This is a genomic window from Bacillus sp. FSL R5-0560, assembly GCF_037966305.1.
GTDB classification, from domain to species: domain Bacteria; phylum Bacillota; class Bacilli; order Bacillales; family Bacillaceae; genus Bacillus; species Bacillus mojavensis.
In genome coordinates this window covers 2,239,676-2,265,440 of record NZ_CP150195.1, presented here as the reverse complement: position 1 = coordinate 2,265,440, position 25,765 = coordinate 2,239,676, and the positions used below count along the sequence as shown (strand labels likewise).

Here is a 25,765-nt window from a genome sequence, read left to right as displayed (position 1 = left end):
CAAACCTCCAGTCATTTTTATGGCCTGTTCTGAGATTCTTGGTGATAGAATGGATATTGCTTCATTGAAGAGCGGAAATTAGCTGTGATCGTTACTATGGAAGTAAGCGTATACAACCATTCTATACTAGAAAACATGACAAAATCAATGAATAACCGATATTGCAATTTACAAAAGAAAAAAGCTACAATAGGCTTATAGACAAGTAAAGGAGATTTCATCATGATACATAAAAATTGGCTTGATAAAGAAACCGTTAAAAAAGTAAAATGTGTTCAGACAAACGCAAAAAAATATATTGTAAATCGTGTATTAACACCAGGGAAAGAATATGAAGTGAAGAATGAGACAGAGGAATTTCTGTTTGTCGTCGATAATACAAATAAAATCGGCGGATACTATAAAGAATATTTTGAAGAGGTATAATCACCGAGAATCCCTGATTGAAGGAGAAACAGAAGCCTTTCATGAACGGCTCATCGGGCAGGAAGCATATGTCCCATCAATTTCAGACTCTTATAAAGATGGCACAATTGAAGATACGATGGTTATGCAAAGGACCGCAGCTAAGCTGCGGTTCTTCTTTGATTCAAAAAGGGAAAATAAAACAGATACACAGAAGAAAACGTTAAAAAACTCATTTTTCAAAAAATATTTGTGAAAAATGAAACTTTTTTCTCTATTGGTGCGTACTACATGATGACAGCAATACAAAAAACAAGAAACAAATCAAAAATGTGAAAAATGTAATCTGTTCGTAATGGTTTAAATGTCTTCTATGTCGTATTCTTATATAGGGATAAAGGACTTATTTTATTTAATGTAATCTCGTCATAAGAAAAATAGATAAATGCAGAAAGAGGGGTTCTTCATTGGGTATTTTTTCTGTTAGCAGACCAACTGACGCAAAGAAGCTTGAAGCTTTGCTCGTTGAAGGGGAAAGAATAGAATCGATTTATAAGCTCCGGGTTGACCAAATTTGTTTTACAAATAAACGTATTATTTTCTTTGATAATAAGGTGTTTTCTAAAAAGAAGGTTCGTGTATTTCTTCCATATAAAACGATTGAAAGCTTTGCCATTCAAGAAGCGGGAATGTTTGATCCCGACACCGGACTTTTATTAATGACAAGAAGCAAAACCTTTGAATTAGAATTTGCGAAAGATACCGATTTAAGCGAAGTGCAAGCGGTATTGACGAAGTATTTATGCAACTGAATAAACTAACTGAGGCCAGCCGTCTCTAAAGAATGGTTTGGCTTTTTTTGTGCCGTAAAAACGCCTTTTTTGGTTTGTCAGTATTCAAAACTGGGAACAGAGAAAAAAAGGAGAGGATACACATGGCACTGACTAAAGAACAAACTCAGCATCTCTACCATAAATTGCTTCATCTGCAAAAAGAATTGTCTGGTGAAAAAAAGAAAACACAATCAATGACTGAAGAAGTAGGAGAGCTGTCTAATGGTGTTGATAACCATATGGCTGACCACGGAACGCTTGTGACAGACCGCATGACAGACCAAACGGTAAAAGAAATAGACCGGGAGCTTTTGGAGGAAGTTAATCACGCTTTACAAAAGATAAAAGACGGAACGTACGGAATTTGTGAAAAAACAGGTCAAGATATCCCATACGAAAGATTGGAAGCTGTTCCATACGCAAGAATGACAGTGGAAGCCCAAGCTGATGTAGAGGACGATTTGGAAACGGATGCTCCGTCATTTGAAAGGGAGTTTCACCAACAAGTTAAAGATCTATCTAATAAAGAAACAATTGATCAAAAAAGTTCTCAAACGTATGAGATTTTAGACCGCGAGCAGGATTCAAATTGAAAATCGCAAGCAAGTACACCGATATAAGGTGTACTTGCTTTTTTTTATAAAAAAATCTCATATTCGAAATAAAGTGATTGACTTTGCATAAAAAAGAAAGTAACATACTATTTGTAAGTTAATATAAAAAGTTTACCGGGAGGAATACAAATGTCTACAGTTTTATTTGTAAAATCAAGTGACCGTACAGCTGAAGAAGGTGTTTCAGTTAAACTATACGAAGCATTTTTAGCTGCATATAAAGAAAACAACCCTAATGATGAAGTGATTGAATTAGATCTTCATAAAGAAAACCTTCCTTACCTTGGAAGAGATATGATTAACGGAACATTTAAAGCAGGTCAAGGTATAGAAATGACTGAGGAAGAAAAAAAACAAGCTGCAACAGCTGACAAATATCTGAACCAATTTGTAAAAGCTGATAAAGTGGTGTTCGCATTCCCGCTTTGGAACTTCACAGTGCCAGCAGTGCTTCATACTTATGTGGATTACCTGTCTCGCGCAGGCGTTACATTCAAATACACACAAGAAGGACCAGTTGGTTTAATGGGCGACAAAAAAGTTGCACTTCTTAACGCGCGCGGCGGCGTTTACTCAGAAGGACCAATGGCTTCACTAGAAATGTCCTTAAACTTCATGAAAACAGTTCTTGGTTTCTGGGGTGTTCAAGACTTGCACACAGTTGTCATCGAGGGACATAACGCAGCGCCTGATAAAGCACAAGAAATTGTTGAAAAAGGCTTGCAAGAAGCGAAAGAGCTTGCTGCTAAGTTTTAATGAATGAAGACTCCTATCCGTGAGATAGGAGTTTTTTTGCGTACATATTATATAGAAGAAAGTGATCACTTCTTGCCGCTAGAAAATGATGTTTTTTTTATTGTAATATATTTTTTGTTTGTCGAATCATAAGATATATTAGCGAAAAAACAGTTTTATGAATGAAAAAAAGTTTTTCTGAACAATTGATTTACCCCCTTGATAAAATATGTCCAATGGTGTACTATATAAAAGAAGCTACTTTGTACGTATTGTTAATTAAGTTTTAACCTTTAAGCTGTAATAGGGAGTTTTATATCGAAGCCGGAATGTCATGCCTCCATTGCAGAGGACGACAGGAACGTTTCTGCAAACACCCACTTTGAGGAGTGGTGGTTTAAAACTTTCTTACTTGCATACGGCAAGATGTAGCGAAGGCCATTTCCTTTATGGAAATGGCTTTTTATTTTATCTGAAAAAGGATTTTTATATCGAAAATTCAATTTCCATTCGGGAAGAAATGCAGGTCTATTTTTTGTGATATGATGGGAGAAATTGAAGGAAAAGCGAGGGTTAGACGTTATGTTACATAAAGCCCAATCTCTGTTGGCGCATTATTTCGGTTATGAAAAGCTGCGCAGAGGGCAGGAGGAAGCCATCCGTTCGGTGACAGAAGCGAGACAAAACACGGTCTGCATTATGCCGACGGGCGGGGGAAAATCAATATGCTATCAAATTCCGGCACTGATGTTTGAAGGAACAACGATTGTCATTTCGCCGTTAATATCATTAATGAAGGATCAGGTTGATGCTCTTGAAGAAGCGGGAATCAAAGCCGCTTACATCAACAGTTCGCAAACCAATCAAGAAATATATAAAAGGCTGAATGGCCTGAAAGAAGGGGCCTATAAGCTTTTTTACATTACACCAGAGCGGTTAACCTCAACAGAATTTATACGTATTTTGCAAAGCATCGACGTTCCTTTAGTAGCAATAGATGAAGCGCACTGTATTTCTCAATGGGGCCACGATTTCAGGCCAAGCTACAGAAACATTGAAATTCTGTTTCACGAGTTAAATGACAAACCTGTCATCATGGCATTAACGGCAACAGCAACACCTGAGGTGCATGATGATATATGCCGTCAGCTGCATATTCAAAAAGAAAACACGGTGTATACCGGTTTCTCCCGTGACAACCTGACTTTGAAAGTCGCAAAAGGGGAAAATAAAGATCGTTTTATTGATGAGTATGTAAAAAGAAACAAACATGAAGCAGGAATCGTCTATACCGCGACAAGAAAAGAAGCAGATCGGATTTATGAGCGGTTAAAACGAAATCAAATTAGCGCAGGGCGGTATCACGGGGGCTTACAGGACGAAGTCAGAAAAGAACAGCAGGAAAGGTTTCTGAACGATGAGCTGCAGGTCATGGTTGCCACATCTGCTTTCGGGATGGGCATCGATAAATCAAATATCAGGTTTGTTCTTCATGCACAGATACCGAAAGATATGGAAAGCTACTATCAGGAGGCGGGACGAGCTGGACGGGATGGCCTCGACAGTGAATGTGTGCTTTTATTTTCTCCGCAAGATATTATGGTGCAGCGCTTTTTAATCGAGCAATCGGAAAATGAAGAAAAGCAAAAGCAGGACTTGAAAAAACTGCGACAAATGGTTGACTACTGCCATACGGAAGATTGTCTGCAGCGATTTATTCTGATGTATTTCGGAGAAAAGGAACCTGACGCCTGCGGACAGTGCGGAAACTGTACAGATAAAAGAACAGCCCATGACGTGACGAGAGAAGCGCAAATGGTCTTATCGTGTATCATTCGTATGAATGAACGTTTTGGGAAGACGATGGTTGCCCAGGTGCTCGCTGGATCAAAAAATAAAAAAGTGCTCGAAAACGGCTTTAGCAGCCTTTCAACATACGGAATATTAAAGCACCGATCAGTTAGTGAAATCAGCGACTTTATTGAATTTCTGATTGCTGACGACTTTATTAGGATGTCAGATGGAACATTTCCGACTCTATTTGTTAGCGGCAAAGGGAGAAATGTGCTGAGAAGCGAATTGGCAGTAGCGAGAAAAGAAGCATTAAAAGCAGAAGCCATTACGGAAAATGACGAGCTGTTTGAACGGCTGCGCACCTTACGCAAGCAAATTGCAGCAGAGCAGGGCGTTCCGCCTTTTGTCGTTTTTTCTGATCAGACGCTGAAAGATATGTCAGGAAAACAGCCTGTAAATGATGAAGAACTTTTGTCTATAAAAGGAGTCGGAGAACAAAAAAGAGCAAAATATGGCCGGCTTTTTTTAGAAGAAATACAAGCTTATGTACAGGTGACAGCCCCGAAAAAAGCATAAATCAACCTTTTTTTCTTTGAAAAACACATTTTCTTTTCTTTTTTTTGACTCAAACTTAAAAGACTTGAAAAGCCTATTATATCAAGGGTTCAGTAAGACTTTCCAACAGAGAGAAATCCTTCATGTAAAGGAACTGTAATCTAAATCATATCTTTTTGTTATTGATTTGACATTTACATGTGTTACGATATCACCTGTTAGCCGCCAATAAAAAGCTAACAAGGGAGGATTTACTTATGAAGAAGACGATTATGTCCTTTGTAGCAGTTGCAGCACTTTCAACAACTGCATTCGGAGCTCACGCTTCTGCAAAAGAAATCACGGTGCAAAAGGGTGATACGCTCTGGGGGATCTCTCAGAAAAACGGAGTGAACCTGAAGGACCTAAAAGAATGGAACAAGTTAACTTCTGATACAATCATTACGGGAGAAAAACTGACCATTTCTTCAGAAGAAACAACCACATCTGGGCAATATACAATTAAAGCGGGAGATACGCTTTCTAAGATTGCTCAAAAATTCGGTACGACAGTTAACAACCTGAAAGGTTGGAATAACTTAAGCTCTGACATGATCTATGCTGGATCTACACTTTCAGTAAAAGGTCAGGCAACAGCAGCAAACACAGTGACTGAGAATGCGCAAACAAGCGCACCTCAAACTGAAACAAAACAAGAGGCTGTGCAAAAAGAGCAACCTAAACAAGAAGCTGTTCAACAGCAACCTAAACAAGAAACAAAGGCTGCAGCAGACACTTCTGTTAAAACAGAAGAAAAGGCTGTTGAATCTAATACAAATCAACAAGAAGCGACAAAAGAACTAACAGTTACTGCTACTGCTTACTCTGCTAACGACGGCGGCATTTCCGGCGTTACAGCAACAGGCATTGACTTAAACAAGAACCCGAATGCTAAAGTTATTGCGGTTGATCCAAACGTGATTCCGCTAGGTTCTAAAGTCTATGTTGAAGGTTATGGAGAAGCAACAGCAGCAGACACTGGCGGCGCAATAAAAGGAAATAAAATTGACGTATTTGTACCAAACAAAAGTGATGCACATAATTGGGGCGTCAGAACAGTAAGTGTAAAAGTGTTAAATTAATAGAATAGATGAAGATAAAGGACATGTAGCTCTAAGCTCGTGTCCTTTTTTTGTTTTTAGAGACGTAAAACAATAATATGCCGATAAAAAAATTGTGCTCCTTCTGCAATGATAAATAGAAGGTAAACGGCCCCTATCATCTTTATCTTTGCAGAAGGAGCTGCTGGCTTTTGCTTTGAAGATTGTATCGTTTCTTATCATGAATACCTGCATATTTTTATGGCGAAGGACAAGGGGCTCAGCTTGCATCCTCTAACCGTTATTCCTTAGGGGGAGAAGCCTTACTGCTTTATTATTGGAAGCTCGCTTTTATTAACGAATGTATCAACCGAGCAGATGGTGGGGTTAAATGGACAAAGCTAAGCTACGCGACCTCTATGACAGAATGTCTTCGGAAGCTTGTGCGCCGCTGGCGTTAATTTCTCTGGCATTTGTCTTTTGGCCAGGTTACTTAAAATCAAGAATCATGACGATACCTGATTTTTTTGGAGCAGCGATTTGATTAAAGAACAACAGATCGTTTCTGAGCTTTTGATCATAGGTTACACTGTATCATTCCTGCCGAAGTGCTGTATTCAGGGGATCTTGTTTTTGGCATCAGCACGTTCATTGCGGTTTAAAGTGAAAAAACTGTTTTTAAATGAGAAGGCTGCTAAAGGAAAGATCCCTTAAATCAGATAATCACACATCTAAATACGTATAGCCATGGACATGAGCCGTTTCCTAGACTTGGGATAACGGCTTATTTTGTGATTGGTGGACGAGGAAATGGAAGAGGGCTTTGTCTGCGCTGTTCTCCCAAATATCTTGCCTGTCTTCCTAACATAAGGTTTAATGTCTGATGCTGGTTACGGAATAATGTTTGGTGATGTTGATGCGAGGACACGCAAATGTTGTACTGGTTCGCTGTTGGAGTTTTACACCTATCGTGCCGAGAGATATGGTTTTATGTCTTCTGAAGACATGGAGACAGACGTACGGAGTCTAAAGTTGAAGGAATGAGCTGGCACCAATGAGGTGTGTTCATATGGCTTACAAAATTTAAAATGAATCTTCCCCTATAAATACATTAGAACGTGTTGGGAAGAGAAAATTTATTGCTGCACAAGGCGAGTGCCACATGGACCAACTTAAACAGATAGATTGACGGCTCTCATGAAAAGGCAGAATTTAATAAGAAAATTGATTCTGAAACCGGACCTGACTCTGTGTAAGTGAAATTTCAGGATTAAGCTCAGCAGGCTGGCAACTGTGAGGACAATACAAGAAATCACGATTCTCATGCTTCTTTAGAGAATAGTGATTTTGAAACTTCTACCTAGATTATTTGATTTGGATTGCCGAAGCCTTGTTGTCCCAATCTGAAGCCATATTGGCAGTTTTGCGATGCCAATCAGAATGTCTAACCATGACTCCTTTTCCATACCCTTGAGTTGAAGTGTGCTCACAGAGCGTCGTTGAATAGCTTGAAATAGGCGAAGCCATACTTAAGGAGGAAATTCTGTTATTCCAGGTGGAAGGCTAGTTTTTTAACCCGTCTCTCCAATAAATATACAGCGCGGGGCGCGGCAGATTAACAAAAAGAGGATCTTGGACATATGTCAAGATCCTCTTTTACTTAAACCAGCCTTTTTCCTTTGAACGCGTAATGGCTTCTATTCGGTTTTTCACTTCAAGCTTTTCTAGAATCATGGAGATATAATTTCGCACCGTCCCGCTTTTAATGCTGAGTTCTTGGGCGATTTCTTTTGTGTTTTTTCCGTCAGCCACAAGTTCGAGCACTTCTTTTTCTCTATCTGTGAGAGGGTTGGCCTCGCTATACATATCCTCCATCAGCTCAGGAGCGTAGATACGCTTTCCATTTATGACGCTTCGGATGGCGCTCGCGAGCTCTTCGCTCGGACTGTCCTTTAACAAATAGCCTTTAACGCCGGCTTTAATGGCTCTCTGAAAGTAGCCGGGGCGGGCAAAAGTGGTTAAGATAATAATTTTGCAGCCTGTATCCTTTAACTCCTCAGCTGCTTCAAGGCCTGTCTTTCCGGGCATTTCAATGTCCATAATGCATACATCGGGCTGGTGTTTTTTTGCAAACTCGACAGCATCCTGTCCGGTTGTTCCTTTGCCGACGACTTTCATATCGTCTTCTAAGTTTAATAGTGATCCTAAAGCACCCAGCAGCATCTGCTGATCTTCTGCAATAAATATATTAATCATGTAAGCCATCCTTTTTGTTTATTTTGAGTTATTAGGAATTTTCATGGTAAGCTTGGTTCCATTTTTGGTGTTGATGTGAAGGCTCCCGTTTGCAAATTCAAGACGCTCTCTCATACCGAGTAAGCCATGTCCTTTTGAAAAGCACGTTTCTCCTCCTTGAAATGTTCCATCGTCTGACACTGTAATAACAACTTCCTTCCAGAGCTCCTGGATATCAACTCGGCATGTTTTAGCCTGACTGTGTTTGACAACATTTGTGACAGCTTCCTTTAAGCACATGCTCAAAATGTTTTCATTAAGCAATGAGATATTTTCGGGCATTTTCTCATCTTCGTAGATAAATGTAATGTCAGCAGCTTCGAGAATTTGTTTGATGTTTATGATTTCATCCTTGAGCCGGATGCCTTTCATAGAGGATACGATTTTTCTTACTTCATTTAAAGAAGTTCTCGCTGTTTGCTGAACGCTTTTCAGCTCACGCGCTGCTTGTTCGGGATCTTTGTATATTAATTTTCTCGCCAAGTCGCTTTTTAAACCGATAAGAGAAAGCTTTTGACCAAGCGTATCGTGGAGATCGCGGGCAATCCGCTGCCTTTCTTCTAATTTTACCAAATCGGCAATCCGTTCATTTGCAAATTCGAGTTTTTCTTCCAGCTGTTCGCGCTCCTTGCGGCTTTTGATACTGAACGGCAATAAAATCGCACTGATGAGGGTGATGACGACAAAAGGAATTTGTGTCAGAAAGAATTCCTTTTTTAACACAAGGCTGAAATTCGCTGCGACAGCTGCGCTTATTAAATGTACGTAATATAAAATGTGGAAAGGGACGCGTTCTTTTATGTTTCCGATAAAATACGCGATAAAAAAAGCAAAATAAATATAACTGAACAGCGTAATGGAGGCGGTTGAAATGCCGATTAACAGAAACGCCCACAAATAAATGGCCCAGCCTTTTGAGACAAAAGCAAATCGATAAACCGAAAAAAATAAAAGCGTCAAAATAATTCCGACGATAATAACAAATGTAGAAGATGATTTAAATATAAAGTAGAACGGCAGGATGAAAAATATCGTCCATATATAAGGCGTGATCCCACTTAGTTTTTGAAATGTAAAATGCTTTTTGATCATGATATAACCTCATTTTCAGCTTTTCATCTTAATTGTAACTTTACCATTGTAAAAGCCAGATTGCACCACCGAACAATAAAAAGGAAGTCTTCTTGTTGTATAAGAAGACCTCCTAATTGTCAGGCGTTCTCCCGCAGCTTCTGTTTTTCTGTTGAATCAGGCGGAAGGCGGAAAGATATTTGTTTTATACCCCGAAATGATACAAATTGTTTTTTGTCTTCATCCCAAAGGCGGAAGGCGAGTGATTGCAGGCTTGTTTTTAAGGTAATTGTCGGTACGTTTTTTAATGGTTCGTGATGTTCATGAGCAACTTCAAGCTTGTAGTTGGGCACCTTTGGGCTCAAATGGTGAACGTGGTGGTAACCGATGTTGCCTGTCAGCCATTGAAGGAGTTTCGGGAGTTTATAAAATGAACTGCCCTCCACAGCGGCCTGAACGTAGCTCCAGTTTTCATCTGCTTCAAAATAAGAATCTTCAAATGTATGCTGTACATAAAACAGCCACACGCCGATTGAACCTGAGATCAGAAAGATAGGGCCTTGCACGAGCAAAAACGATTGCCAGCCAAAGATGAGACAGCAAACAGTAGCCAATGACACAATTGCCAGGTTTGTAAGGTACGTGTTCACGCGCTCCTTACGTCTTGCGCCTTTTTTGTTAAAACGGTTGGTGATCAGAAAAACATAAATTGGTCCGAGAATAAACATGATAAACGGATTTCTATAAAGTCTGTATGCAAGTTTTGTGCGTCTAGATGCGGCTATATATTCGTTTACCGTTAACAGCCAGATGTCACCTGTTCCGCGTTTATCCAGATTGCTGCTGGTCGCGTGATGAATCGAATGGCTGTGCTGCCATTGAAGGTAAGGGAACAAAGTCAGAACACCTGTCAGAAAGCCGAGAATATGGTTATAGCGCTTTTGTTTGAAAAATGATTGATGGCAGCAGTCATGAAAGATAATGAAAATTCTTGTCAAAAACCCTGAGGCAACCACTGTTAATGCTAAAGTAAGAAGATAGGAGACATTGAGGCTGAAATAAGCAAGAAACCAAAGTCCGAAGAAAGGGATAAACGTGTTTAAAAGCTGAATCAGACTGTTTTTTGTTTCGGGCTGAGCAAAAGCAGCGACTTGCTTTGTCAGCAGTTTTTGTTTGTGTTTAAGGGTTGGTTCAGTCATAGTAAAGGATCCTCTCATTGTGTGTCTCGCTTAAGTATACGAAAGAGAAGGATGTCTTTGTAGTAGCACACATCATACATCATATATGACATTTGTCATGTGGACAGAGATGGCGTGCAGATGTGAAAACAGCTTGTAAAAGATTTTACAAGCTGTTTAATGTTTGTCAATCCATATTCGTGATGTACCCGAAACAGCTTCAAGCCTGCATGTTCCCCCAATAGGGAACGTGGCAATTGGAGAGGTGTGCCCGGCATTTATGTTTGCGACGACGGGGAGGCCAGATAATTCTTTTTTTGTACCAATTATCGCTTTTACGTGATCTATTGATACGTTTGATGCTTTTTGAAACCTGCCGATCAATATCCCCTTTACATTTGAAAAAGAAGGGAGGTGGATGAGCGATTGTAAATCGCGGTCAAACATGTTTGCGTCTGACATATAATCATCTTCAATCAGTAAAATTGTATTTTCTGCTTCAGGAAAATACTCCGTTCCCTGCAGCAAATTAAGTGTACACAGGTTGCCGCCAATCAATGTGCCTTCAGCATAGCCATCCTGGATCACAATAGGACCGGAATGAGGGTGAAAGTGCCTGTTTTCTTGATCTAAAAACCATTGATCATCGCTCCACTCTTGTGATGGCAGAATTTCAAAGGCTTCATCCGAAGCGCAGCAAGCCAGAAAATAATCTTTTATATATTCCAATCCTTTTTTCATTGCAAATGTAGAAAAGTGGGGGCCTGAATATGTAACGAGACCGGTTTTTTGATAAATGGCATTAGCGAGAGCCGTAATATCGGAATAGCCGCAAAATATTTTTGGATTCTGTTTGATTTTCTCGTAATCAAGATAACGCAGCAGCTGATTGCTGTTGAATCCGCCAAGTGTCGTTAAAATAGCTTTGACGTCGGGATCGAAAAAGGCGCTGTGCAGATCACTTACTCTTGATTCAATAGAGGATGACTGGAATTCGTTTAATTCTTCTGCGTGTTCAGCAATGGTCACCCGAAAACCCAATTGTTCTAATGTCGTTTTTGCGTGCAACTTTGCTTCATTTGTTAATATGGACATGCTGGTGGCGGGAGACACGATTCGAATTTCGTCTCCCGGTTTCAGTTTGGGTGCAAACACTTCAGGTCCTCCTAAGCGGTTTTACACCATTACAGCATATTTCGGCACATTCTTCCAGATTTTTTTAGAAATCTGTCCATTTAATGCTTCCTGATTGTGTATCGTAGTCAATACATACTTCAAATTGATGTTTTTCATAAAAATGAATGAGCCTGTCCACATGATTCCAATCCCGTTTGGCTATGTCGCCGGTAACTTTCGGGATATTGCAGTCTCTGGCAATATCCTTTAAATATTTCATACAAATAGAACCGAAACCGTAATTCGGAGGTCCTTTAATATCTCCAATATGAATGGCATCGTCCTGATAGGATGCTACAAGTGAAAAGCAGCTTTCCCCTCTATAAGCTGTTTCACAATCCGTGAGCATAATTTTGCATGTTTGGCCATCATCAATCGAGGAAACAATCATCCAATCTTCATCTTTCGATTGATCAATACCAAGCACTCTGGCATCTTTCGATAGATCCTTTATATTTTCCTGCATGCGATAAAGTTGAAATTCTAAATGATTCAGCTCTTCTTCAAGCTCTTGGCGGTTTTTTTCCTTAATGGTAATCAAAATCAAACCCCTTTCAAAAATAGTTAGAAACACAGTAACCAATTGTAGTAGATAGAAGAGGCGTTTGTAAATGATAAATCCATAATTGCTAGAATTTAGCGCAAGTAAGGTTTAGTTGGTTTTAAGAGAGGAAAAAGAAAAGTAACCCGTTGCAAAAGGAGGAAGATGAATGCCGATTGATTCATTGATTAAGAAATTGCGTTATGTCCAATTGGAACCCCCTGACAAAATTCTTTCGTTATATCTCAACACAGATATGAGGGATCCAGAGCAACAGGGGGGAGAATGGAAAATTACCCTTAAGTCAGGGTTCGGGAGATTAAAAGAATATCTGGCAGCAAGTGACCCGGAGGAAGAAAAGTGTCTGAATGCAATCAGTGACAAAATCTATCAGCACCTTAACGGAATAGGAAAAAATATGCCGCGCAGCCTTGTATTTTTTGTTTCAAATAGCGGGATATGGGAAGCGATCACGCTTCAGATTCCTGTTGAAACAACATTTTTCTGGGAGGAGACAGCTGTACTTGACCAGCTGGAAAATTTGCGCAAAACGTATCCAAGTACAGCTTTTATTTTAACGCAGCAAAATGAAGTGAAAATTATAGAAACCGTTTTAGGCAAAATTGAAGCGGTCGAACATTATGAATATGACGCAATCAATGAGTCTTGGGAGAGCAGCCAGTCTTCTAAAACCAAATCGGCATCATTAGAAGAGGAACACCTGAAGAATCATGTAACGGAGAATCAAACGAGACTGTACAAGCGGCTGGCGGCCAATCTCGACCAGAAAGCCGCGGCAAAAAAATGGGAGCGAATGATCATTGCCGGTGATAAAAAAACAGCTGACATCCTGGATCAGCATATGAATAAACCCATTCATTCGAAAATCCAAAAGAATTTGCTGAATGAAAATGAACATAAGGTCGTTGATCATTTAATGCAAGAGGCATAAACCAAAAGGCTGGTGCTTTTTAAGCATCGGCCTTCTGAAGTGTGTCTAATTTCTGACGAAGCCATCGAAAACGTTGACATCTCCGTTGAATTTGCATACGATTTGGATAGCCAGTACAAATTAGGAGAGGTCACCAAATGAATCAAACAGAAAATAAACCGAAAAATTATACTGGAATTGTCCTTACGCTGACAGTTCTGATTAACGGTTTGATCGCAGTGCTGTTTTTTATGCCTAAATTAGATCAGTTCAGCCATGCGAATATTCACATTTTGCCAATGCTGAATGCGATATTCAACAGCTTTACGTTTATCTTCTTGTTGGCGGCATTGATTATGATTAAACAAAAAAACATTAAGGCGCATAAACGCTTTATTTTAGCTGCTTTTACGACAACATTATTGTTCTTGATTTGCTATGTCACATACCATTCGATTGCGGAGAATACGCTGTATGGCGGAGAAGGTATTATGCGTCCGATTTATTTCTTTATATTAATTACGCATATCTGCCTTTCTGCAATCATCGTACCGCTTGCGCTGTTTACGCTGATCAGAGGCTTCAGCATGCAGGTGGAACGCCATAAAAAAATCGCCAGATGGACAATGCCGCTGTGGCTGTATGTCAGCCTTACAGGTGTTATTGTTTATTTGATGATATCACCGTATTATTAAAAGCCATACTCAGTATGGCTTTTTTGAGGTTTGTAAACATGACAAAAGCCCAAATATCGTTTTGGGCTTTGTCAGTAAATTAACAGGCTCCTTTAATGAGCCGTTGATTCCATGGTTTCAAGTGTTGCGACTTGTAAAGATTTTTCAACCGTTTTCGTTTTTTCTTTTACTTTTTCCGCGTACGTGTAATCACCGTAGCAATACGGATAACGGAAATTGTTTTCATTTCCTCCGCAAGTATAGAGCCCGGGATTTTTTTCGACTTGCTGCTCGGAGTATTGTTTTGCCAATTCCTCAGTATGCGTTCCTCCATGTTCAGCTACAAAATCAATATAACCTGCCCCCATGTTGTAGCTTTGAATAATCGTGTCCAAATCCACACCTTTTTCTTTACCGGTTTTGTACATGAGGGTAAATTGCTTGATGCCTTGTTTAATACTGAGTTGAGGGTCTGTTATCTCATTACGCTTTAACCCCAGAGATTCAGAGGACTGCATCGGATCATTGCCTTTTCCTTTTGACTCCTGATACATCATGCCGAGTATCAGCGATGTGTAATTGGAGAGTCCCCGGTTTTCAAGCTCGTCCTCAACCAGCGGTTTATAATCAGTTAAACGTTCGAGGACAATTGTTTTCGTGTCAATCGGAAGTTTTTTGATTAAATCGCGGTTGAACAAAAGCAGGACCAATAAAAAAGAGGCCATGACAAAGACAGAAATCATCATAAAACCCGCAGCAGCGAAACAGCCTTTTCTCTTTTTCTTCACTGTGTTTCACCCTCAATGTTTGCAGCAGTATGACTTTTTTATTATGACATAGAACATATACCAGACCAAGTAAAAACCTGATTTGAAACATAAATTTAAACTGTGAGGTTGAATTGAAACAAGAAGAGACAGGTTTGCATGAAAGGTCATTTGTTATAAGATAAAACTATGAAATAAGAAAGGTGAGACACATGACTGAATTTCGAGAAGCGGACCGTGCAAATGAAACGGTGACCGATTTGGATGAAGAAACTTTATTCCTAGTCGCACAAACCTTCAAAGCGCTTTCTGATCCTACCAGAATCAGGATTCTCCATTTGCTTTCTCAGGGTGAACATGCTGTGAACGGGATCGCTGAGAAACTGAATTTACTGCAATCAACAGTATCCCATCAGCTCAGGTTTTTAAAAAATCTCCGGCTCGTGAAATCGCGCAGAGAAGGTACATCAATCTACTATTCTCCCGAGGATGAGCATGTTTTAGATGTGCTTCAGCAAATGATCCACCATACAAGACACGATTAAAAAAGACATCCTTGCTGCCGCATGTCGCGATTAAGCAAGGATGTCTTTTTCTTTACAGTGCCCATTTTGCTCCAGCCCGTTTCTGCTGATTTTGATGACAATAGAGGAAAAACCGATATAATAGACGGCGATCAGAAAACAGACGCCAATCGTGAAAGGATCAGTTCCGATAGACTGGCTGTATGATCCCAGGCTGTGTAAATCAGGCGCGGCAAGGTACAGCTCTGTTACACGATAAAGAAATCTCGATAAAAATAGGGTTAGCAGAATAAGCTCCACCCAAATATGAGTCCGAAAATAAATTTTTCCTCTGCGTTTTTCAAAGGAGAGATTTTTCCTAGCGAAAAAAACCAGCAGACATCCGCCAAGAATTCCGATAATGAAATATCCGTACAAAGATGGATGAATGAGGCTGAAGATGGTGAGACCGAATGCAAACATTGAAAAAAGAACCAAACGAGTAAAAAGCCAGCGAGGCTTCAGCGGCTGATATCCGATGGAGCGCTTGATTTTTTTATACAGAAAAAAGACGATAATCATGACAGGATAAACGCTTTGAAGTGTAAGATGCATGATGTGAATCCCCTCCGTTGAGAAGTGTATGCTTATCCGTTTTGAAATAGTAGTTAAATAAACAATGACCATAAAAAAAGAAGGGGAGGCCCCTATTTTCATAATATATGCACGATGCCTTTAGGCTGCATAATAGATATGCCCAAACCTCATAAAATGGTATGATAATATTGGAAAATAAAAGCAGGAGACAAGGTGCGAAAAATGAAACTGGAACGTATGTTAGCGATGGTGATGTTATTAATCAGCAAAAAACAAGTCCAGGCTGCTGATCTAGCTGATTTGTTTGAAGTATCAGTCAGAACGATTTACCGAGATATTGATACGATCAGCAGAGCGGGCATTCCAATTGTAACCTCACAAGGCGCCGGGGGCGGGATCAGTGTGATGGAAACGTATCGGCTTGAAAGAGAGTGGCTGAAAGAAGAGGAGCTATTTGCTATTGCTTCCGCTTTGCAGAGCATCTCATCCATGTATGAACCCGCTTCTCACAGCGCGGCTTATCAAAAAATAAAACATCTCATACCAGACCAGGCCGCAGAGGCATTTAAGCGTGAAACGGAAAAATGGTTTATTGACATGACGGCATGGGGACAAACAGAGGACCAAAAGGCGCTTCGAGAAAACATCAGTGATGCAATCGATCGGTCGTCAACCATATCGTTTACATATACAAATGCAAACGGGGAAACACTTCTCCGTGAAACAGAGCCTTACACGCTGGTATGCAAGGCAGGCCGCTGGTATTTATACGCCTACTGTCTGGTTAGAAACGATTTCCGCTTTTTTAAATTAAGCCGCATAAAAGATATGACTATTTTACATCAATCATTTATGAGAAAAGACATACAGCTGGAGACTCTGCCCTGGGATGTGAATTGGTATCGAAAGGATCGTTTAACTGAGCTGGTCATCCTTGTTCAGCCCGGGGCACGTCAGCGTATAAGTGAATGGTTTGGAAGTGATAGCCTTCAATTTGATGAAAATGAAGCCTGCCGAGCGGTGATATCTCTGCCCGAGGATCAATGGCTGATTGGTTTCTTGCTGCAATTTGGCAAGGATATTGAGGTTCTGGAACCTCTTCATATCCGGGAAAAGGTAAAAGAAACGATTTTTCATATGCAAAAAATATATGAAACCTGACACAATGCTGTCAGGTTTCTTCTTTTATAATCTAGGTAAAAAGGAGGTATCATATGAACTATTCACATGTAACACATTTAGAACAAAAGCGCTTTTCAGGACTATCCCAAAGAACAAGCAATGCACTGGAAATGACAGAAAAAAGACAAATTCCGCTCTTATGGAATCGATTTTGGCAGCAGGATACGAGCGTGTTACTCCCGCCTCATAAAAAGGATCAGAGCATTATCGCTTTATACTCTCATTACGAACAGCAGGAGAATGGGTTTTACACATTTTCTGTCGGCGCTTTTACCGAGCATAGCGACATGCTTCCGGAACCGTATGAAGATATATATTTACCGGCTTCCGCTTATGCTGTTTTTACTTCAAAAATCGGTCCTATTGAAGACGTTGTACTCGAGACGTGGAAGGAAATTTGGACTTGGGACAAGCGGCATTTGCGTACGTTTTCGGGAGACTTCGAACAGTATGATCAAAGTGCGCTTTCACCGCAGCGGGCGCAGGTGAAAATATTTGTCGCCATAAAACTAGCATAACACTCTTGAAAAACTAATGGTATTAGTTAATAATAAAAACTAACACCATTAGTTTTTTATTCAGGAGGAGTTATCATATGAGAATGATTCAGAATCAAACTGTGCGGCAGCTGACGTTTTATCCGGCATTATTTCCGGTCAATTGTTATCTTGTAGAGGAAGAAAATGAAGTAACCTTAATAGATACTGGTCTTCCGAACAGCTATAAAGGGATTATCCAAGCAGTGAATCAGCTGGGAAAACCACTGCAACATATTTTACTGACTCATGCGCACGGTGATCATGTCGGTTCGTTGGATGTACTGTCCCAAGCTTTTCCTGATGCAAAGGTTGTCATTTCCGAGCGTGATTCATTTTTGTTAAAAGGTGATGTTTCTTTGCGGAAAGATGAACCGCAGACGCCTATAAAAGGAGGAATTCCAAAAAAAATCAAAACAAAGCCTGACGTTTTGCTGGCGGGTGGCGAAACAATCGGTTCTCTCCTTGCGATTTCAACTCCGGGTCATACCCCGGGAAGCATGTCGTTTCTGGACACAAGAAACGGAATTGTAATAGCTGGGGATGCATTTCAATTACGCGGGGGGATAGCCGTTTCCGGCCAAATGAGATGGACATTTCCTTTTCCTGCCTTCGCCACTTGGAATAAGGAGGCTGCTGTAAGAAGTGCGGAACGGCTCGTTGACAAGGCGCCGAGCTGTCTTGCGGTCGGACATGGTCATTTCCTTGCTTCACCTGAACAGTCGATGAAATTAGCCATTCAAAAAGCAAAGAAAGGGGTTTGAACATGTCACCGAGAGCAGGTCTACATCAAAAGATGATTATAGAGGCGGCGGCAGAGATTGCTGATCAGGAAGGAATAAACGGCGTGACGCTGGCCGCACTCTCTAAAAAAATGAATGTACGGCCCCCGTCTCTGTATAATCACATAAGCGGGCTGCAGGGAATCAGAACAGAGCTTGCTGTCAGCGGTTTGACAAAACTTTTTGATCAGATGGCTGATTCCGTCAAAGAACAGAAGGGGGAGTCCGCCTTGCTATCTTTAAGCGATGCATATGTTGGGTTTGCAGTTGAAAATCCGGGTTATTATGAAGCGACTTTGTTTAAAATTCAAGATGAAAGAGCTGAAAGCCTGTCAAACCAGATTGTCCGGCTTGTCGCGAAACTGCTTACTGACAGCGGTTATACAAACGAACAGAATGTGATTCATGCAACAAGAGGGCTGCGAAGCTTGCTGCACGGATTCGCGACTTTAATCGGAAAAGAAGCGTTTGAACTAAAGGAAGACATTTCAGACAGCTTAGCATTTTCAATTCGATTATTCCTATCGGGTCTGTCGATAAACAATAAAAATATTATGTAAACCAAATAATGCATGTCTTATATTTCTGAATATTGTATAATATATCTTGCAGTATAGATAAGGGAGAGGCAAGAGGCTATGCATGATATTTACAAAATTGAGCAATTAGCGGCAGCATCATGGCCGTCTTATATTCAAAAGAGAATGGGGAAATGGCTTCTTAGAGCGAATTTTGGCGTGACCAAACGTGCAAACAGCGTATGGACATCGGCGGATATGCCAGAAGGAGATTACCAAAAAGAGATCGAGCATTTTTATAAAAGTTTAGGCCTGCCTGTTTGTATTCAAATCAGTGACGCATCACCTGAAGGACTGGATGATGCATTGGCAGACAGCGGATATGAAAAGATAGATGAATGTTTTCAAATGACAGCATCATGCTGCGATATGTTAGAACGTACTTTTGACAGCAGCCGATTTACATATAAATGGGAGCAGGAGCCATCGTCTTTATGGATTGATGATTTTATCCGATTGGAAGAATTTTCACAAGAACGGCATTGCGGCTATTCAAGCATTTTCAAACGAATGCAGCCGTGTAAAACCTTTCTCACTATGTATGACCAAGGCAGCCTGACAGCAGTGGGCACGTCCTCCGTTATCGATGGCTATGGGGGACTCAGCAACGTTGTTGTAGCAAAGGAACATAGAGGAAAAGGGGCAGGGACTCAAGTCATCAGGGCTCTGACTGAATGGTCAATGAACAATGGAGCTAAGTATATGTACTTGCAAGTGATGAAAGAAAACTCAGCCGCCGTTTCTTTGTATGAAAAAATCGGGTTCTCGCCTATATCGGAACACCATTACCGGATCAAAAAGGAGGATGGCTGATGAATTCGCTTCAAGAGATTATCTGTGAAAAACGGACATATACACGCCTTTATTCCTCACATAAGCACGCGTACAGCCAATTTCTTTTTCCCCTTGAAGGGAATATCGATCTTGAAACAGAGGAGCGTCAGGTCAAATTAAAGCCGGATCATTTTTTATACATTCCGCCAGAGTGCGAGCATCGGTTCCGCTCTATTGGCAGAAATGAATGTCTTGTGCTGGATGTGCCGCTTCATGCGATGAAAATTGAGGAGTATCATGCAGCCGCAGGGGTTGAAGCTGCAATCGATCCTTTTTGGTCATCGATCAGGCACTTATTAATAGAGGAAGCAAATACACGCTCAGCACATACGCTCCATCTGCTTGTTCAATACATAAAAGAAAAACTGCAAACCCATACTCATGCTTCAATCGCATACATCCATAGCCATTTGTCTGAGCCGCTGACAATACAAAAGCTGGCGAAAATTGAACATTATCACCCAGCTTACTATTCAAGCTGGTTCAAGAAACAGACCGGAAAATCCCCTCAAGCCTATATAGCTGACCTCCGTCTCGAGGAAGCGAAACGGATGCTGATTGAGAAAAATGAAACACTGACTGTTGTGAGCCAATCGCTCGGCTTTCAAAACCTTTCTTCTTTTACAAGATGGTTTGCAAAAAGTACAGGTGTATCGCCCCGAATATACCGGAACACCTTTCACTCGGATAAAAAAATATGAGCTTTTGGTTAAACAATTAACAAGTGCTTCTTTTAAAATAGTAAGAAAAAGGAGATATAATGATGACTGTAATTGAGGATTTTGAAAAATTGGATATCAGAACAGGGACCATTATCAAAGCAGAAGAATTTCCTGAAGCAAGAGTCCCGGCGATTAAACTGTTCATTGATTTTGGAGAAGAGATCGGCGTCAAACAATCAAGCGCGCAAATCACGAAGCGCTATCGCCCAGAAGAACTGACCAACTCACAAATTATCGCTGTCGTGAACTTTCCGCCGCGCCGAATCGCAGGTTTTAAGTCCGAAGTGTTAGTCCTCGGCGGCATTCCCGGCCAAGGTGACGTCGTCCTGCTTCAACCGGGACAACCGTTACCAAACGGAACAAAAATCGGATAACACAAAAAAGACGTTTGCCTAAGAGGCAAACGTCTTTGCGTATTGAGGCGATGCACCACACGCCACATTCGTGTGTGCCGCAAAGGGCATGTACATCGGCTTACACAATTCAGCTCATCGCTATATGAATATAGCATGGTGGGGGAGGAAATGCAAGGGTTACTTTGAGTTATTGTGATTAAATTTGTTGTAAAAACGCGTCTTCTTTTGACGAAATTTGTCGAAAATAATCAAAAATCGACTATGATTACTGTATTATTGTTAATTTGTATAACAATAATTGGTTCTATCCTTGTCATCAACAATCGCAATGTGACTTAACTGTGACCTGAGTGTGACCTGAAACACCGTTTTGTGAATGTGAATAAATGCTGTTAAATCAACGAAAACGTACTAAATGATAAGGTGATACAGGGGAGTAGTGTGACCTGGATTTTTAATTCAGGTCTTTTTTTATGCACAAAAAAATGCCTATCTAGAGATCATAGGCATTAAATATTATTATCAATATCTTCATTTATTTTTTGCTAGGTTTCTGAACCTTCTCTTTAACATTTGAAACAGCTCTTTTTTGAATTTCATCAAAGTTCTCCTGAATATAGTCCATGACACTTCTTATTAGAACTTCACTTTCAAAATTGAATATCTCATTTATTTTTCTGACTGTTCTTCATCTGTTAGGTGATGGTATTGAAGTTGTTTAGCATTTACTTCAGCAGCTACATCAATCCTAACTTAGTTGTTCTGATTGTACAATTTCATATTCACCTTTTGCATACTCTTGCTCCGCATAATGGCTTCCCCATTGACAGAGCTCCTGCAAGATAGGTTTAAGAGATTCTCCAAGTTCAGTGGATGAATATTCAACCTTCGGCGGTACTTGATTATACATCTTTCTGCTCACAAGTCCACTGGCTTCAAGCTCTCTAAGTGTTTGAATCAGCATTTTCTGAGTTATATTTGGGATAATGCGCTTTAATTCACTCGTTCTCTTTGGTCCATTCATTAAAAAGTATAATACAAGGCCTTTCCATTTTCCACCAATAACTTCCTTTGTCACTTCAAACCCACAGCTAAATTTTTTCATGTCTAAAGCTCTCCATTCCGCATTTATTACTTTTTAGTTACTATATCACAAAAAAGTGGGTACTTCCGATAATGTGCTTACTGAAGGATACTATATCTTGTAAGTTGTTCTACAAGTACTTAAAGGTACTAAACATAAAATAAAATTAATTCTAAAGGAAGTGTTAAGTATGGGTAAATTTGAAGGTAAAATAGCGCTTGTAACGGGTGGAACAAGTGGGATTGGTCTTGCTACAGCACAAAAATTTGTAAACGAAGGTGCATATGTTTATATCACGGGACGTAGACAAAACGAACTTGATAAAGCTGTTAACCAAATTGGCAAGAACGTAACCGGTGTTCAAGGTGATATTTCTAAGCTTGAAGACTTAGACAAACTATATGACATGATAAAGCAGGAAAAAGGTAAGTTGGACATTCTTTTTGCTAATGCAGGCACCGGCAACTTCCTTCCATTAGGTGAAATTACTGAAGAGCAGGTTGATAGAACGTTCGACATTAACGTTAAAGGAACCATCTTTACTGTTCAAAAAGCGTTATCACTATTCCCAGACAAAGTAGGTTCTATTATTGTAATGGGCTCTACTGCTGGATCAATTGGCAACCCAGCGTTTAGTGTATATGGAGCATCTAAAGCAGCATTAAGAGCACTAGTTCGCAACTGGATTCTTGACCTAAAAGGTACTGAAATCCGTGTAAATGTGGTTAGTCCAGGAGTTATTCTTACACCTGCATACGATGAGCTTTTTGGTGATGCACTTGAAGGAGCAATGGAAAATACCAGAAATACTGTTCCAGCTGGAAAAGTTGGGACACCTGAAGAAGTAGCAAACGCTGTATCTTTCCTTGCTTCAGACGAAAGCAGTTACTTGACGGGTGTTGAATTGTTCGTAGATGGCGGGCTAGCACAGGTATAATTTCACTGCGCAGAGATTACAAATAGTCCCCAAAAAAGGTTAATGGGGATTTACTTGAAGAAGTCGTATAAAAAAGTCGTTTTCCTTAAAGGACAGGGAATTCGACTTTTTTATGTTTGAATTTGATTAACGTTGTAAATTCGCATTTTCCTGGGGCTACCACTAAATGACCTGTAAAAAAGATTACTTTGTGAATAAATGTACTTAATGTAACGGGGGCGTTAGTTGAAGAACAAACAACACCGTTGTTGTAGTAAATGAGGTCATTTGTTGTACGAAAAAAGGATAGTTGAATACAGGCATTTTCACCCTGTTCATCTATCCTCTCTTTTTGTTTATAAAATGTGTGACATTTCATTTGGTTGCTTAAATATTAATAATATTAAACATTTTCTTGACTTTTAATAAAAAATAATATCCCTGTCCTTGTATTTTAATACTTTTGAAAATATTTAAAGGAATCCTTCAATTGAACGATTTCCTAATGATCACAGCAAAATGGTTTATGACGTAAAATCGATTTGCGGGAAGAGGTTAGGAGAATTCAAGGATCTAGATCCAAGCGATGTTGATAAAGCTGTATTGTTTCACGCACCTTATGTGAAAGATGGGGAAGCATTTTATGACTCAGAAGAACAGTATCAAACTGAGGCTTCTCTTCATTATTTGATTAGAGATTTAGAGGGATATTAGTGAGTTTATTGTTAAAATGGCTGAGGATTTAAAAGATAAGGATAATGAATTAGCAAGCTGGTTAAGGTTGTAAGGGTTATTTAAATTGCCATATGGAGTTAATATGGATGCAGATGAGTTTTACAGACGGTTGCAACAAAATGAAGAATTAAAAAAACTGGTGGGTACAAGTTTAAAAACCATTGTCAAAACCTAAAGGAAGACACAAAAAACGCATCAGACTTTTCATCAGCTCAACAGGTTATAGCTGAAGTGTATGTTGCTTTACTCTCTTCATTTGAAGGTAAAGCTAAAGAAGCATTAGTACAAAGACTCAATGAAAATGCAACAATGCTGACAAACGCCACAGAGAACAGAAGTGCTTTTTTGAGAAGTATTAAAACTAAATAGTTAAAATAACCCCTTCACAAATTTTGAGGGGGTGTTTTTATTTTTTGGCATTCTAAATTAATTTGGGCTGCCGCTTAACATTTTCATCTTTATGGAACCTAGAATTCTAACAGCAGGAGATACGAAGCATAAGCCCGAATTTGAATACATCTCGAATAGAAAGTGCCCTGTATATGTATCATCGTTGGTGCCACTTCTTTCCCCTTTGTTTTTTAGTTTCGCTTTTGAAATGACAGGAGGACAACGCTGTGTGGAAAGCTTTAAGACAGTTACTCAAGAAACAGAAAGATCACAGTCAAATAGACGAACGTTATTTACAGATTCCAGAAAAGGATTTAAATCTTGATTTGAAACAAAAGGTAATTGAATTGGAGAGATTAGGGGAAGCAGTATCCGAAAAACTGCAAAATAAGTATACAGATGCTTTTGGAATTCAGGGTAAACAAAACCTTAGCATCCAGATTTGTAGGGACATAGATGGTGACATATTGAGTAATTTAACAGCTGAGAGGTGTTTTGAAAAAGAATACCGTTCACAAATAACATTTAACTATGGAGCTACGAAAGCCTACAATGAAGATTTGGACTGTTATACAATTGATTTATGGTATTTCTACGGCGGATATAAAGGAACCGGTTATGGAACATTATTCGATTTAAATAAAAATGACTTAGAAATAGAAATTGAAGAGACACTATTATTTTTACTCAATGATAAACAATCCGAGAAATAAAAAAAGAGAGCCGCAAAGGTCTTTCATTCATCGTTCAAATGCATAGTTGTCAAGATCCCTGTCCATTTTAGATTGGTAATCAGGGTGAGAGCTCCTGCTTCAACTTCATTTTCCTTTCTTTATTTATATTGGTAGACCATCAATAATTATAATCCTATATCCAATTATTGAGAATTTGATTTTTCCATAATATTATCAAGCCCAGTTTAATACTTCACAGGTTATGTTAAAATTTTACTGATTCATAATCAAAAGGGGAATGAGATTATGCTAGGGATTAAAGTTGAGAAATCAAACGAAAACTTAATTATTCATTGGCAACTTTCCAAAGTTGAAATTCCAATAAGAGAAATCAACGATGTATTCCTTGATCCAAATTACGGGGGAGAGGAGAAACGTGCAGTAAGGATAGGGTTTCCTTATGGCTCTACGGATAGGGTAGTGATTAAAACAGCTAATAGCACTTATATTTTGTTCACCACTCATGCAGCTATGATTATGAATAAAATTGTTAATGCTTAAAATATTTAAATTTCATTCACCATGTATTCGCAATGATAAATAGGTATTTACATTTGGGGTGAGTTATATGACTAACTTTGTTCATATGACTGTAAATGGTTTGAAAAGTCTCTTAGATGAAAAAGGAGCCATTAAATTGTTTTGTTCTGAAGGAGATACCATGGAATGCCTTGTTACTTTTTCCTCGGACAAAGCAACCCTTAATGAGATTCAAAGTTTTGAAACTAAACACCAGATTACCCTTCCAGAGGATTATCAGAAGTTCATCACACTACATAACGGTGCGAAAATTTTTGAGATTCTTGCTGATGGGGAGAATATAGGTGGAGGACTTCAGCTATTTAGCCTTGAAGAGATTGAAGAGGAACTAAACTATGAGGATTTGTTTGAAGGTATCAATGGTATCCCAATTGGCTACTTATTGGAAGAATGCCATTTAATGATCGATAAAGATAAAATTAAACAAGGTGATCCTAACTATCTCTATATATTTGAAAGTGGTTTAGAATATAATCCATTAAATTTAAACTTTGAAATATTTTTAGACCGGTATATATTGGCTAATGGGGAACCTTTTTGGGATTGGCGCTACTATACCGCAGAAAATTATTATAGAACAAGATAGTGTGATGTATAAGACAGTCATTTTGGCTGTCTTTTTCTGTTA

Annotated in this window: 30 protein-coding genes, 1 other RNA gene and 1 pseudogene; 23 read left to right on the top strand and 9 right to left on the bottom strand. The window is 39.5% G+C overall.

What is annotated here, in order from left to right; translation table 11 throughout:
* The first annotated feature begins 222 nt into the window (after nt 1-222).
* The 9 genes from NST56_RS11855 to NST56_RS11815 all read left to right on the top strand — a co-directional run bounded on the left by NST56_RS11855 (nt 223) and on the right by NST56_RS11815 (nt 6,729).
* Nucleotides 223-426 carry a DUF6501 family protein gene (locus NST56_RS11855; protein ID WP_268446048.1) on the top strand — a complete coding sequence of 68 codons (204 nt, stop codon included), beginning with the start codon at nt 223-225 and terminating at the stop codon, nt 424-426.
* Between the two features lie 446 nt (nt 427-872).
* The gene (locus NST56_RS11850) at nt 873-1,217 is read left to right on the top strand and encodes a PH domain-containing protein (protein WP_010334575.1); all 345 of its coding nucleotides are present in this window, start codon (nt 873-875) and stop codon (nt 1,215-1,217) included.
* A 122-nt stretch (nt 1,218-1,339) separates the two neighbouring features.
* Nucleotides 1,340-1,831: a TraR/DksA family transcriptional regulator gene (locus NST56_RS11845; protein WP_268505090.1), complete on the top strand. Its 492-nt coding sequence runs from the start codon at nt 1,340-1,342 to the stop codon at nt 1,829-1,831.
* A 150-nt stretch (nt 1,832-1,981) separates the two neighbouring features.
* Nucleotides 1,982-2,608, top strand: coding sequence for an FMN-dependent NADH-azoreductase AzoJ (gene azoJ, locus NST56_RS11840; protein ID WP_339176844.1), 627 nt, complete (start codon nt 1,982-1,984; stop codon nt 2,606-2,608).
* A 231-nt stretch (nt 2,609-2,839) separates the two neighbouring features.
* Nucleotides 2,840-3,026, top strand: a non-coding RNA gene (gene ssrS / locus NST56_RS11835) — 6S RNA.
* A 143-nt stretch (nt 3,027-3,169) separates the two neighbouring features.
* Nucleotides 3,170-4,957: a DNA helicase RecQ gene (gene recQ / locus NST56_RS11830; protein WP_339176842.1), complete on the top strand. Its 1,788-nt coding sequence runs from the start codon at nt 3,170-3,172 to the stop codon at nt 4,955-4,957.
* A 236-nt stretch (nt 4,958-5,193) separates the two neighbouring features.
* On the top strand, nt 5,194-6,057 hold the full coding sequence (locus NST56_RS11825; RefSeq protein ID WP_010334572.1) for a LysM peptidoglycan-binding and 3D domain-containing protein: 864 nt from the start codon (nt 5,194-5,196) through the stop codon (nt 6,055-6,057).
* 349 nt (nt 6,058-6,406) lie between these two features.
* Nucleotides 6,407-6,559, top strand: a complete 153-nt coding sequence (locus NST56_RS11820; protein WP_229147248.1) for a hypothetical protein — start codon at nt 6,407-6,409, stop codon at nt 6,557-6,559.
* Complete coding sequence (locus NST56_RS11815; protein ID WP_229147249.1) at nt 6,556-6,729, top strand: hypothetical protein; 174 nt, start codon at nt 6,556-6,558, stop codon at nt 6,727-6,729. The genes NST56_RS11820 and NST56_RS11815 overlap by 4 nt, the downstream gene beginning before the upstream one ends.
* Before the next feature lie 651 nt (nt 6,730-7,380).
* Here the strand turns inward: NST56_RS11815 and NST56_RS11810 are convergent.
* The 6 genes and pseudogenes from NST56_RS11810 to NST56_RS11785 all read right to left on the bottom strand — a co-directional run.
* Nucleotides 7,381-7,611 (bottom strand): annotated as a pseudogene (locus NST56_RS11810) (hypothetical protein); the annotation flags it as partial.
* Between the two features lie 60 nt (nt 7,612-7,671).
* Entirely contained in the window at nt 7,672-8,271 is a 600-nt protein-coding gene (gene desR / locus NST56_RS11805) for a two-component system response regulator DesR (protein WP_339176839.1), read from the bottom strand.
* Nucleotides 8,272-8,289: 18 nt separating this feature from the next.
* Entirely contained in the window at nt 8,290-9,402 is a 1,113-nt protein-coding gene (desK, locus tag NST56_RS11800; RefSeq protein ID WP_010334570.1) for a two-component sensor histidine kinase DesK, read from the bottom strand.
* Between the two features lie 119 nt (nt 9,403-9,521).
* Nucleotides 9,522-10,580 (bottom strand): fatty acid desaturase DesE, encoded by a 1,059-nt coding sequence (gene desE, locus NST56_RS11795; protein ID WP_010334569.1) that lies wholly within the window; start codon nt 10,578-10,580, stop codon nt 9,522-9,524.
* Nucleotides 10,581-10,736: 156 nt separating this feature from the next.
* Nucleotides 10,737-11,714 (bottom strand): S66 peptidase family protein, encoded by a 978-nt coding sequence (locus NST56_RS11790; RefSeq protein WP_326330160.1) that lies wholly within the window; start codon nt 11,712-11,714, stop codon nt 10,737-10,739.
* Between the two features lie 64 nt (nt 11,715-11,778).
* Nucleotides 11,779-12,276 (bottom strand): hypothetical protein, encoded by a 498-nt coding sequence (locus tag NST56_RS11785; RefSeq protein ID WP_010334567.1) that lies wholly within the window; start codon nt 12,274-12,276, stop codon nt 11,779-11,781.
* Nucleotides 12,277-12,445: 169 nt separating this feature from the next.
* On the opposite strand from NST56_RS11785, the gene NST56_RS11780 reads away from it, so the two are divergent.
* Entirely contained in the window at nt 12,446-13,228 is a 783-nt protein-coding gene (locus NST56_RS11780; RefSeq protein ID WP_168748041.1) for a VLRF1 family aeRF1-type release factor, read from the top strand.
* A 137-nt stretch (nt 13,229-13,365) separates the two neighbouring features.
* Nucleotides 13,366-13,902, top strand: a complete 537-nt coding sequence (locus tag NST56_RS11775; protein ID WP_003231280.1) for a DUF420 domain-containing protein — start codon at nt 13,366-13,368, stop codon at nt 13,900-13,902.
* Between the two features lie 92 nt (nt 13,903-13,994).
* Here the strand turns inward: NST56_RS11775 and NST56_RS11770 are convergent, their stop codons facing one another.
* Nucleotides 13,995-14,669: a lysozyme family protein gene (locus NST56_RS11770; RefSeq protein ID WP_024121708.1), complete on the bottom strand. Its 675-nt coding sequence runs from the start codon at nt 14,667-14,669 to the stop codon at nt 13,995-13,997.
* Between the two features lie 191 nt (nt 14,670-14,860).
* Between NST56_RS11770 and czrA the strand changes: the two genes are divergently transcribed.
* Nucleotides 14,861-15,193 carry a Zn(II)-responsive metalloregulatory transcriptional repressor CzrA gene (czrA, locus tag NST56_RS11765; RefSeq protein WP_010334564.1) on the top strand — a complete coding sequence of 111 codons (333 nt, stop codon included), beginning with the start codon at nt 14,861-14,863 and terminating at the stop codon, nt 15,191-15,193.
* 30 nt (nt 15,194-15,223) lie between these two features.
* On the opposite strand, the gene NST56_RS11760 is transcribed toward czrA, so the two are convergent.
* A complete protein-coding gene (locus NST56_RS11760; RefSeq protein ID WP_229147254.1) occupies nt 15,224-15,766 on the bottom strand; it encodes a kinase in 543 nt (180 codons plus the stop codon).
* Between the two features lie 204 nt (nt 15,767-15,970).
* On the opposite strand from NST56_RS11760, the gene NST56_RS11755 reads away from it, so the two are divergent.
* The 7 genes from NST56_RS11755 (at nt 15,971) to csaA (ending at nt 20,756) form a co-directional block, all read left to right on the top strand.
* Nucleotides 15,971-16,909, top strand: coding sequence for a YafY family protein (locus NST56_RS11755; RefSeq protein ID WP_339176832.1), 939 nt, complete (start codon nt 15,971-15,973; stop codon nt 16,907-16,909).
* A 53-nt stretch (nt 16,910-16,962) separates the two neighbouring features.
* Nucleotides 16,963-17,448, top strand: a complete 486-nt coding sequence (locus tag NST56_RS11750; protein WP_286058433.1) for a GyrI-like domain-containing protein — start codon at nt 16,963-16,965, stop codon at nt 17,446-17,448.
* A 77-nt stretch (nt 17,449-17,525) separates the two neighbouring features.
* Nucleotides 17,526-18,230: an MBL fold metallo-hydrolase gene (locus NST56_RS11745; RefSeq protein ID WP_326227167.1), complete on the top strand. Its 705-nt coding sequence runs from the start codon at nt 17,526-17,528 to the stop codon at nt 18,228-18,230.
* A gap of 2 nt (nt 18,231-18,232) precedes the next feature.
* A complete protein-coding gene (locus tag NST56_RS11740) occupies nt 18,233-18,808 on the top strand; it encodes a WHG domain-containing protein (RefSeq protein WP_339176828.1) in 576 nt (191 codons plus the stop codon).
* Between the two features lie 78 nt (nt 18,809-18,886).
* Nucleotides 18,887-19,639 (top strand): GNAT family N-acetyltransferase, encoded by a 753-nt coding sequence (locus tag NST56_RS11735; RefSeq protein ID WP_286058435.1) that lies wholly within the window; start codon nt 18,887-18,889, stop codon nt 19,637-19,639.
* Nucleotides 19,639-20,361 carry a helix-turn-helix domain-containing protein gene (locus tag NST56_RS11730; protein ID WP_168748035.1) on the top strand — a complete coding sequence of 241 codons (723 nt, stop codon included), beginning with the start codon at nt 19,639-19,641 and terminating at the stop codon, nt 20,359-20,361. The genes NST56_RS11735 and NST56_RS11730 overlap by 1 nt, the downstream gene beginning before the upstream one ends.
* A gap of 62 nt (nt 20,362-20,423) precedes the next feature.
* A complete protein-coding gene (csaA, locus tag NST56_RS11725; protein ID WP_339182193.1) occupies nt 20,424-20,756 on the top strand; it encodes a chaperone CsaA in 333 nt (110 codons plus the stop codon).
* A 730-nt stretch (nt 20,757-21,486) separates the two neighbouring features.
* On the opposite strand, the gene NST56_RS11720 is transcribed toward csaA, so the two are convergent.
* Nucleotides 21,487-21,843, bottom strand: a complete 357-nt coding sequence (locus NST56_RS11720) for a winged helix-turn-helix transcriptional regulator (protein ID WP_339176825.1) — start codon at nt 21,841-21,843, stop codon at nt 21,487-21,489.
* A gap of 169 nt (nt 21,844-22,012) precedes the next feature.
* Between NST56_RS11720 and NST56_RS11715 the strand changes: the two genes are divergently transcribed.
* The 4 genes from NST56_RS11715 (at nt 22,013) to NST56_RS11700 (ending at nt 25,723) form a co-directional block, all read left to right on the top strand.
* The gene (locus NST56_RS11715; RefSeq protein WP_339176824.1) at nt 22,013-22,759 is read left to right on the top strand and encodes a glucose 1-dehydrogenase; all 747 of its coding nucleotides are present in this window, start codon (nt 22,013-22,015) and stop codon (nt 22,757-22,759) included.
* 1,331 nt (nt 22,760-24,090) lie between these two features.
* Nucleotides 24,091-24,576 (top strand): hypothetical protein, encoded by a 486-nt coding sequence (locus tag NST56_RS11710; RefSeq protein WP_339176822.1) that lies wholly within the window; start codon nt 24,091-24,093, stop codon nt 24,574-24,576.
* A gap of 267 nt (nt 24,577-24,843) precedes the next feature.
* A complete protein-coding gene (locus NST56_RS11705) occupies nt 24,844-25,098 on the top strand; it encodes a PH domain-containing protein (RefSeq protein ID WP_268505101.1) in 255 nt (84 codons plus the stop codon).
* A gap of 67 nt (nt 25,099-25,165) precedes the next feature.
* Complete coding sequence (locus tag NST56_RS11700) at nt 25,166-25,723, top strand: SMI1/KNR4 family protein (protein ID WP_339176819.1); 558 nt, start codon at nt 25,166-25,168, stop codon at nt 25,721-25,723.
* Nucleotides 25,724-25,765 lie beyond the last annotated feature (42 nt).

Excerpts from the sequence above, each read along its gene's own strand:
- NST56_RS11855 (WP_268446048.1), top strand. The coding sequence starts at position 223 with ATGATACATAAAAATTGGCTTGATAAAGAAACCGTTAAAAAAGTAAAA.
- NST56_RS11845 (WP_268505090.1), top strand. The coding sequence starts at position 1,340 with ATGGCACTGACTAAAGAACAAACTCAGCATCTCTACCATAAATTGCTT.
- azoJ (WP_339176844.1), top strand. The coding sequence starts at position 1,982 with ATGTCTACAGTTTTATTTGTAAAATCAAGTGACCGTACAGCTGAAGAA.
- recQ (WP_339176842.1), top strand. The coding sequence starts at position 3,170 with ATGTTACATAAAGCCCAATCTCTGTTGGCGCATTATTTCGGTTATGAA.
- NST56_RS11825 (WP_010334572.1), top strand. The coding sequence starts at position 5,194 with ATGAAGAAGACGATTATGTCCTTTGTAGCAGTTGCAGCACTTTCAACA.
- NST56_RS11820 (WP_229147248.1), top strand. The coding sequence starts at position 6,407 with ATGGACAAAGCTAAGCTACGCGACCTCTATGACAGAATGTCTTCGGAA.
- desR (WP_339176839.1), bottom strand. The coding sequence starts at position 8,271 with ATGATTAATATATTTATTGCAGAAGATCAGCAGATGCTGCTGGGTGCT.
- desK (WP_010334570.1), bottom strand. The coding sequence starts at position 9,402 with ATGATCAAAAAGCATTTTACATTTCAAAAACTAAGTGGGATCACGCCT.
- desE (WP_010334569.1), bottom strand. The coding sequence starts at position 10,580 with ATGACTGAACCAACCCTTAAACACAAACAAAAACTGCTGACAAAGCAA.
- NST56_RS11780 (WP_168748041.1), top strand. The coding sequence starts at position 12,446 with ATGCCGATTGATTCATTGATTAAGAAATTGCGTTATGTCCAATTGGAA.
- NST56_RS11775 (WP_003231280.1), top strand. The coding sequence starts at position 13,366 with ATGAATCAAACAGAAAATAAACCGAAAAATTATACTGGAATTGTCCTT.
- czrA (WP_010334564.1), top strand. The coding sequence starts at position 14,861 with ATGACTGAATTTCGAGAAGCGGACCGTGCAAATGAAACGGTGACCGAT.
- NST56_RS11760 (WP_229147254.1), bottom strand. The coding sequence starts at position 15,766 with ATGCATCTTACACTTCAAAGCGTTTATCCTGTCATGATTATCGTCTTT.
- NST56_RS11755 (WP_339176832.1), top strand. The coding sequence starts at position 15,971 with ATGAAACTGGAACGTATGTTAGCGATGGTGATGTTATTAATCAGCAAA.
- NST56_RS11750 (WP_286058433.1), top strand. The coding sequence starts at position 16,963 with ATGAACTATTCACATGTAACACATTTAGAACAAAAGCGCTTTTCAGGA.
- NST56_RS11745 (WP_326227167.1), top strand. The coding sequence starts at position 17,526 with ATGAGAATGATTCAGAATCAAACTGTGCGGCAGCTGACGTTTTATCCG.
- NST56_RS11740 (WP_339176828.1), top strand. The coding sequence starts at position 18,233 with ATGTCACCGAGAGCAGGTCTACATCAAAAGATGATTATAGAGGCGGCG.
- NST56_RS11735 (WP_286058435.1), top strand. The coding sequence starts at position 18,887 with ATGCATGATATTTACAAAATTGAGCAATTAGCGGCAGCATCATGGCCG.
- NST56_RS11730 (WP_168748035.1), top strand. The coding sequence starts at position 19,639 with ATGAATTCGCTTCAAGAGATTATCTGTGAAAAACGGACATATACACGC.
- csaA (WP_339182193.1), top strand. The coding sequence starts at position 20,424 with ATGACTGTAATTGAGGATTTTGAAAAATTGGATATCAGAACAGGGACC.
- NST56_RS11720 (WP_339176825.1), bottom strand. The coding sequence starts at position 21,843 with ATGAAAAAATTTAGCTGTGGGTTTGAAGTGACAAAGGAAGTTATTGGT.
- NST56_RS11715 (WP_339176824.1), top strand. The coding sequence starts at position 22,013 with ATGGGTAAATTTGAAGGTAAAATAGCGCTTGTAACGGGTGGAACAAGT.
- NST56_RS11705 (WP_268505101.1), top strand. The coding sequence starts at position 24,844 with ATGCTAGGGATTAAAGTTGAGAAATCAAACGAAAACTTAATTATTCAT.
- NST56_RS11700 (WP_339176819.1), top strand. The coding sequence starts at position 25,166 with ATGACTAACTTTGTTCATATGACTGTAAATGGTTTGAAAAGTCTCTTA.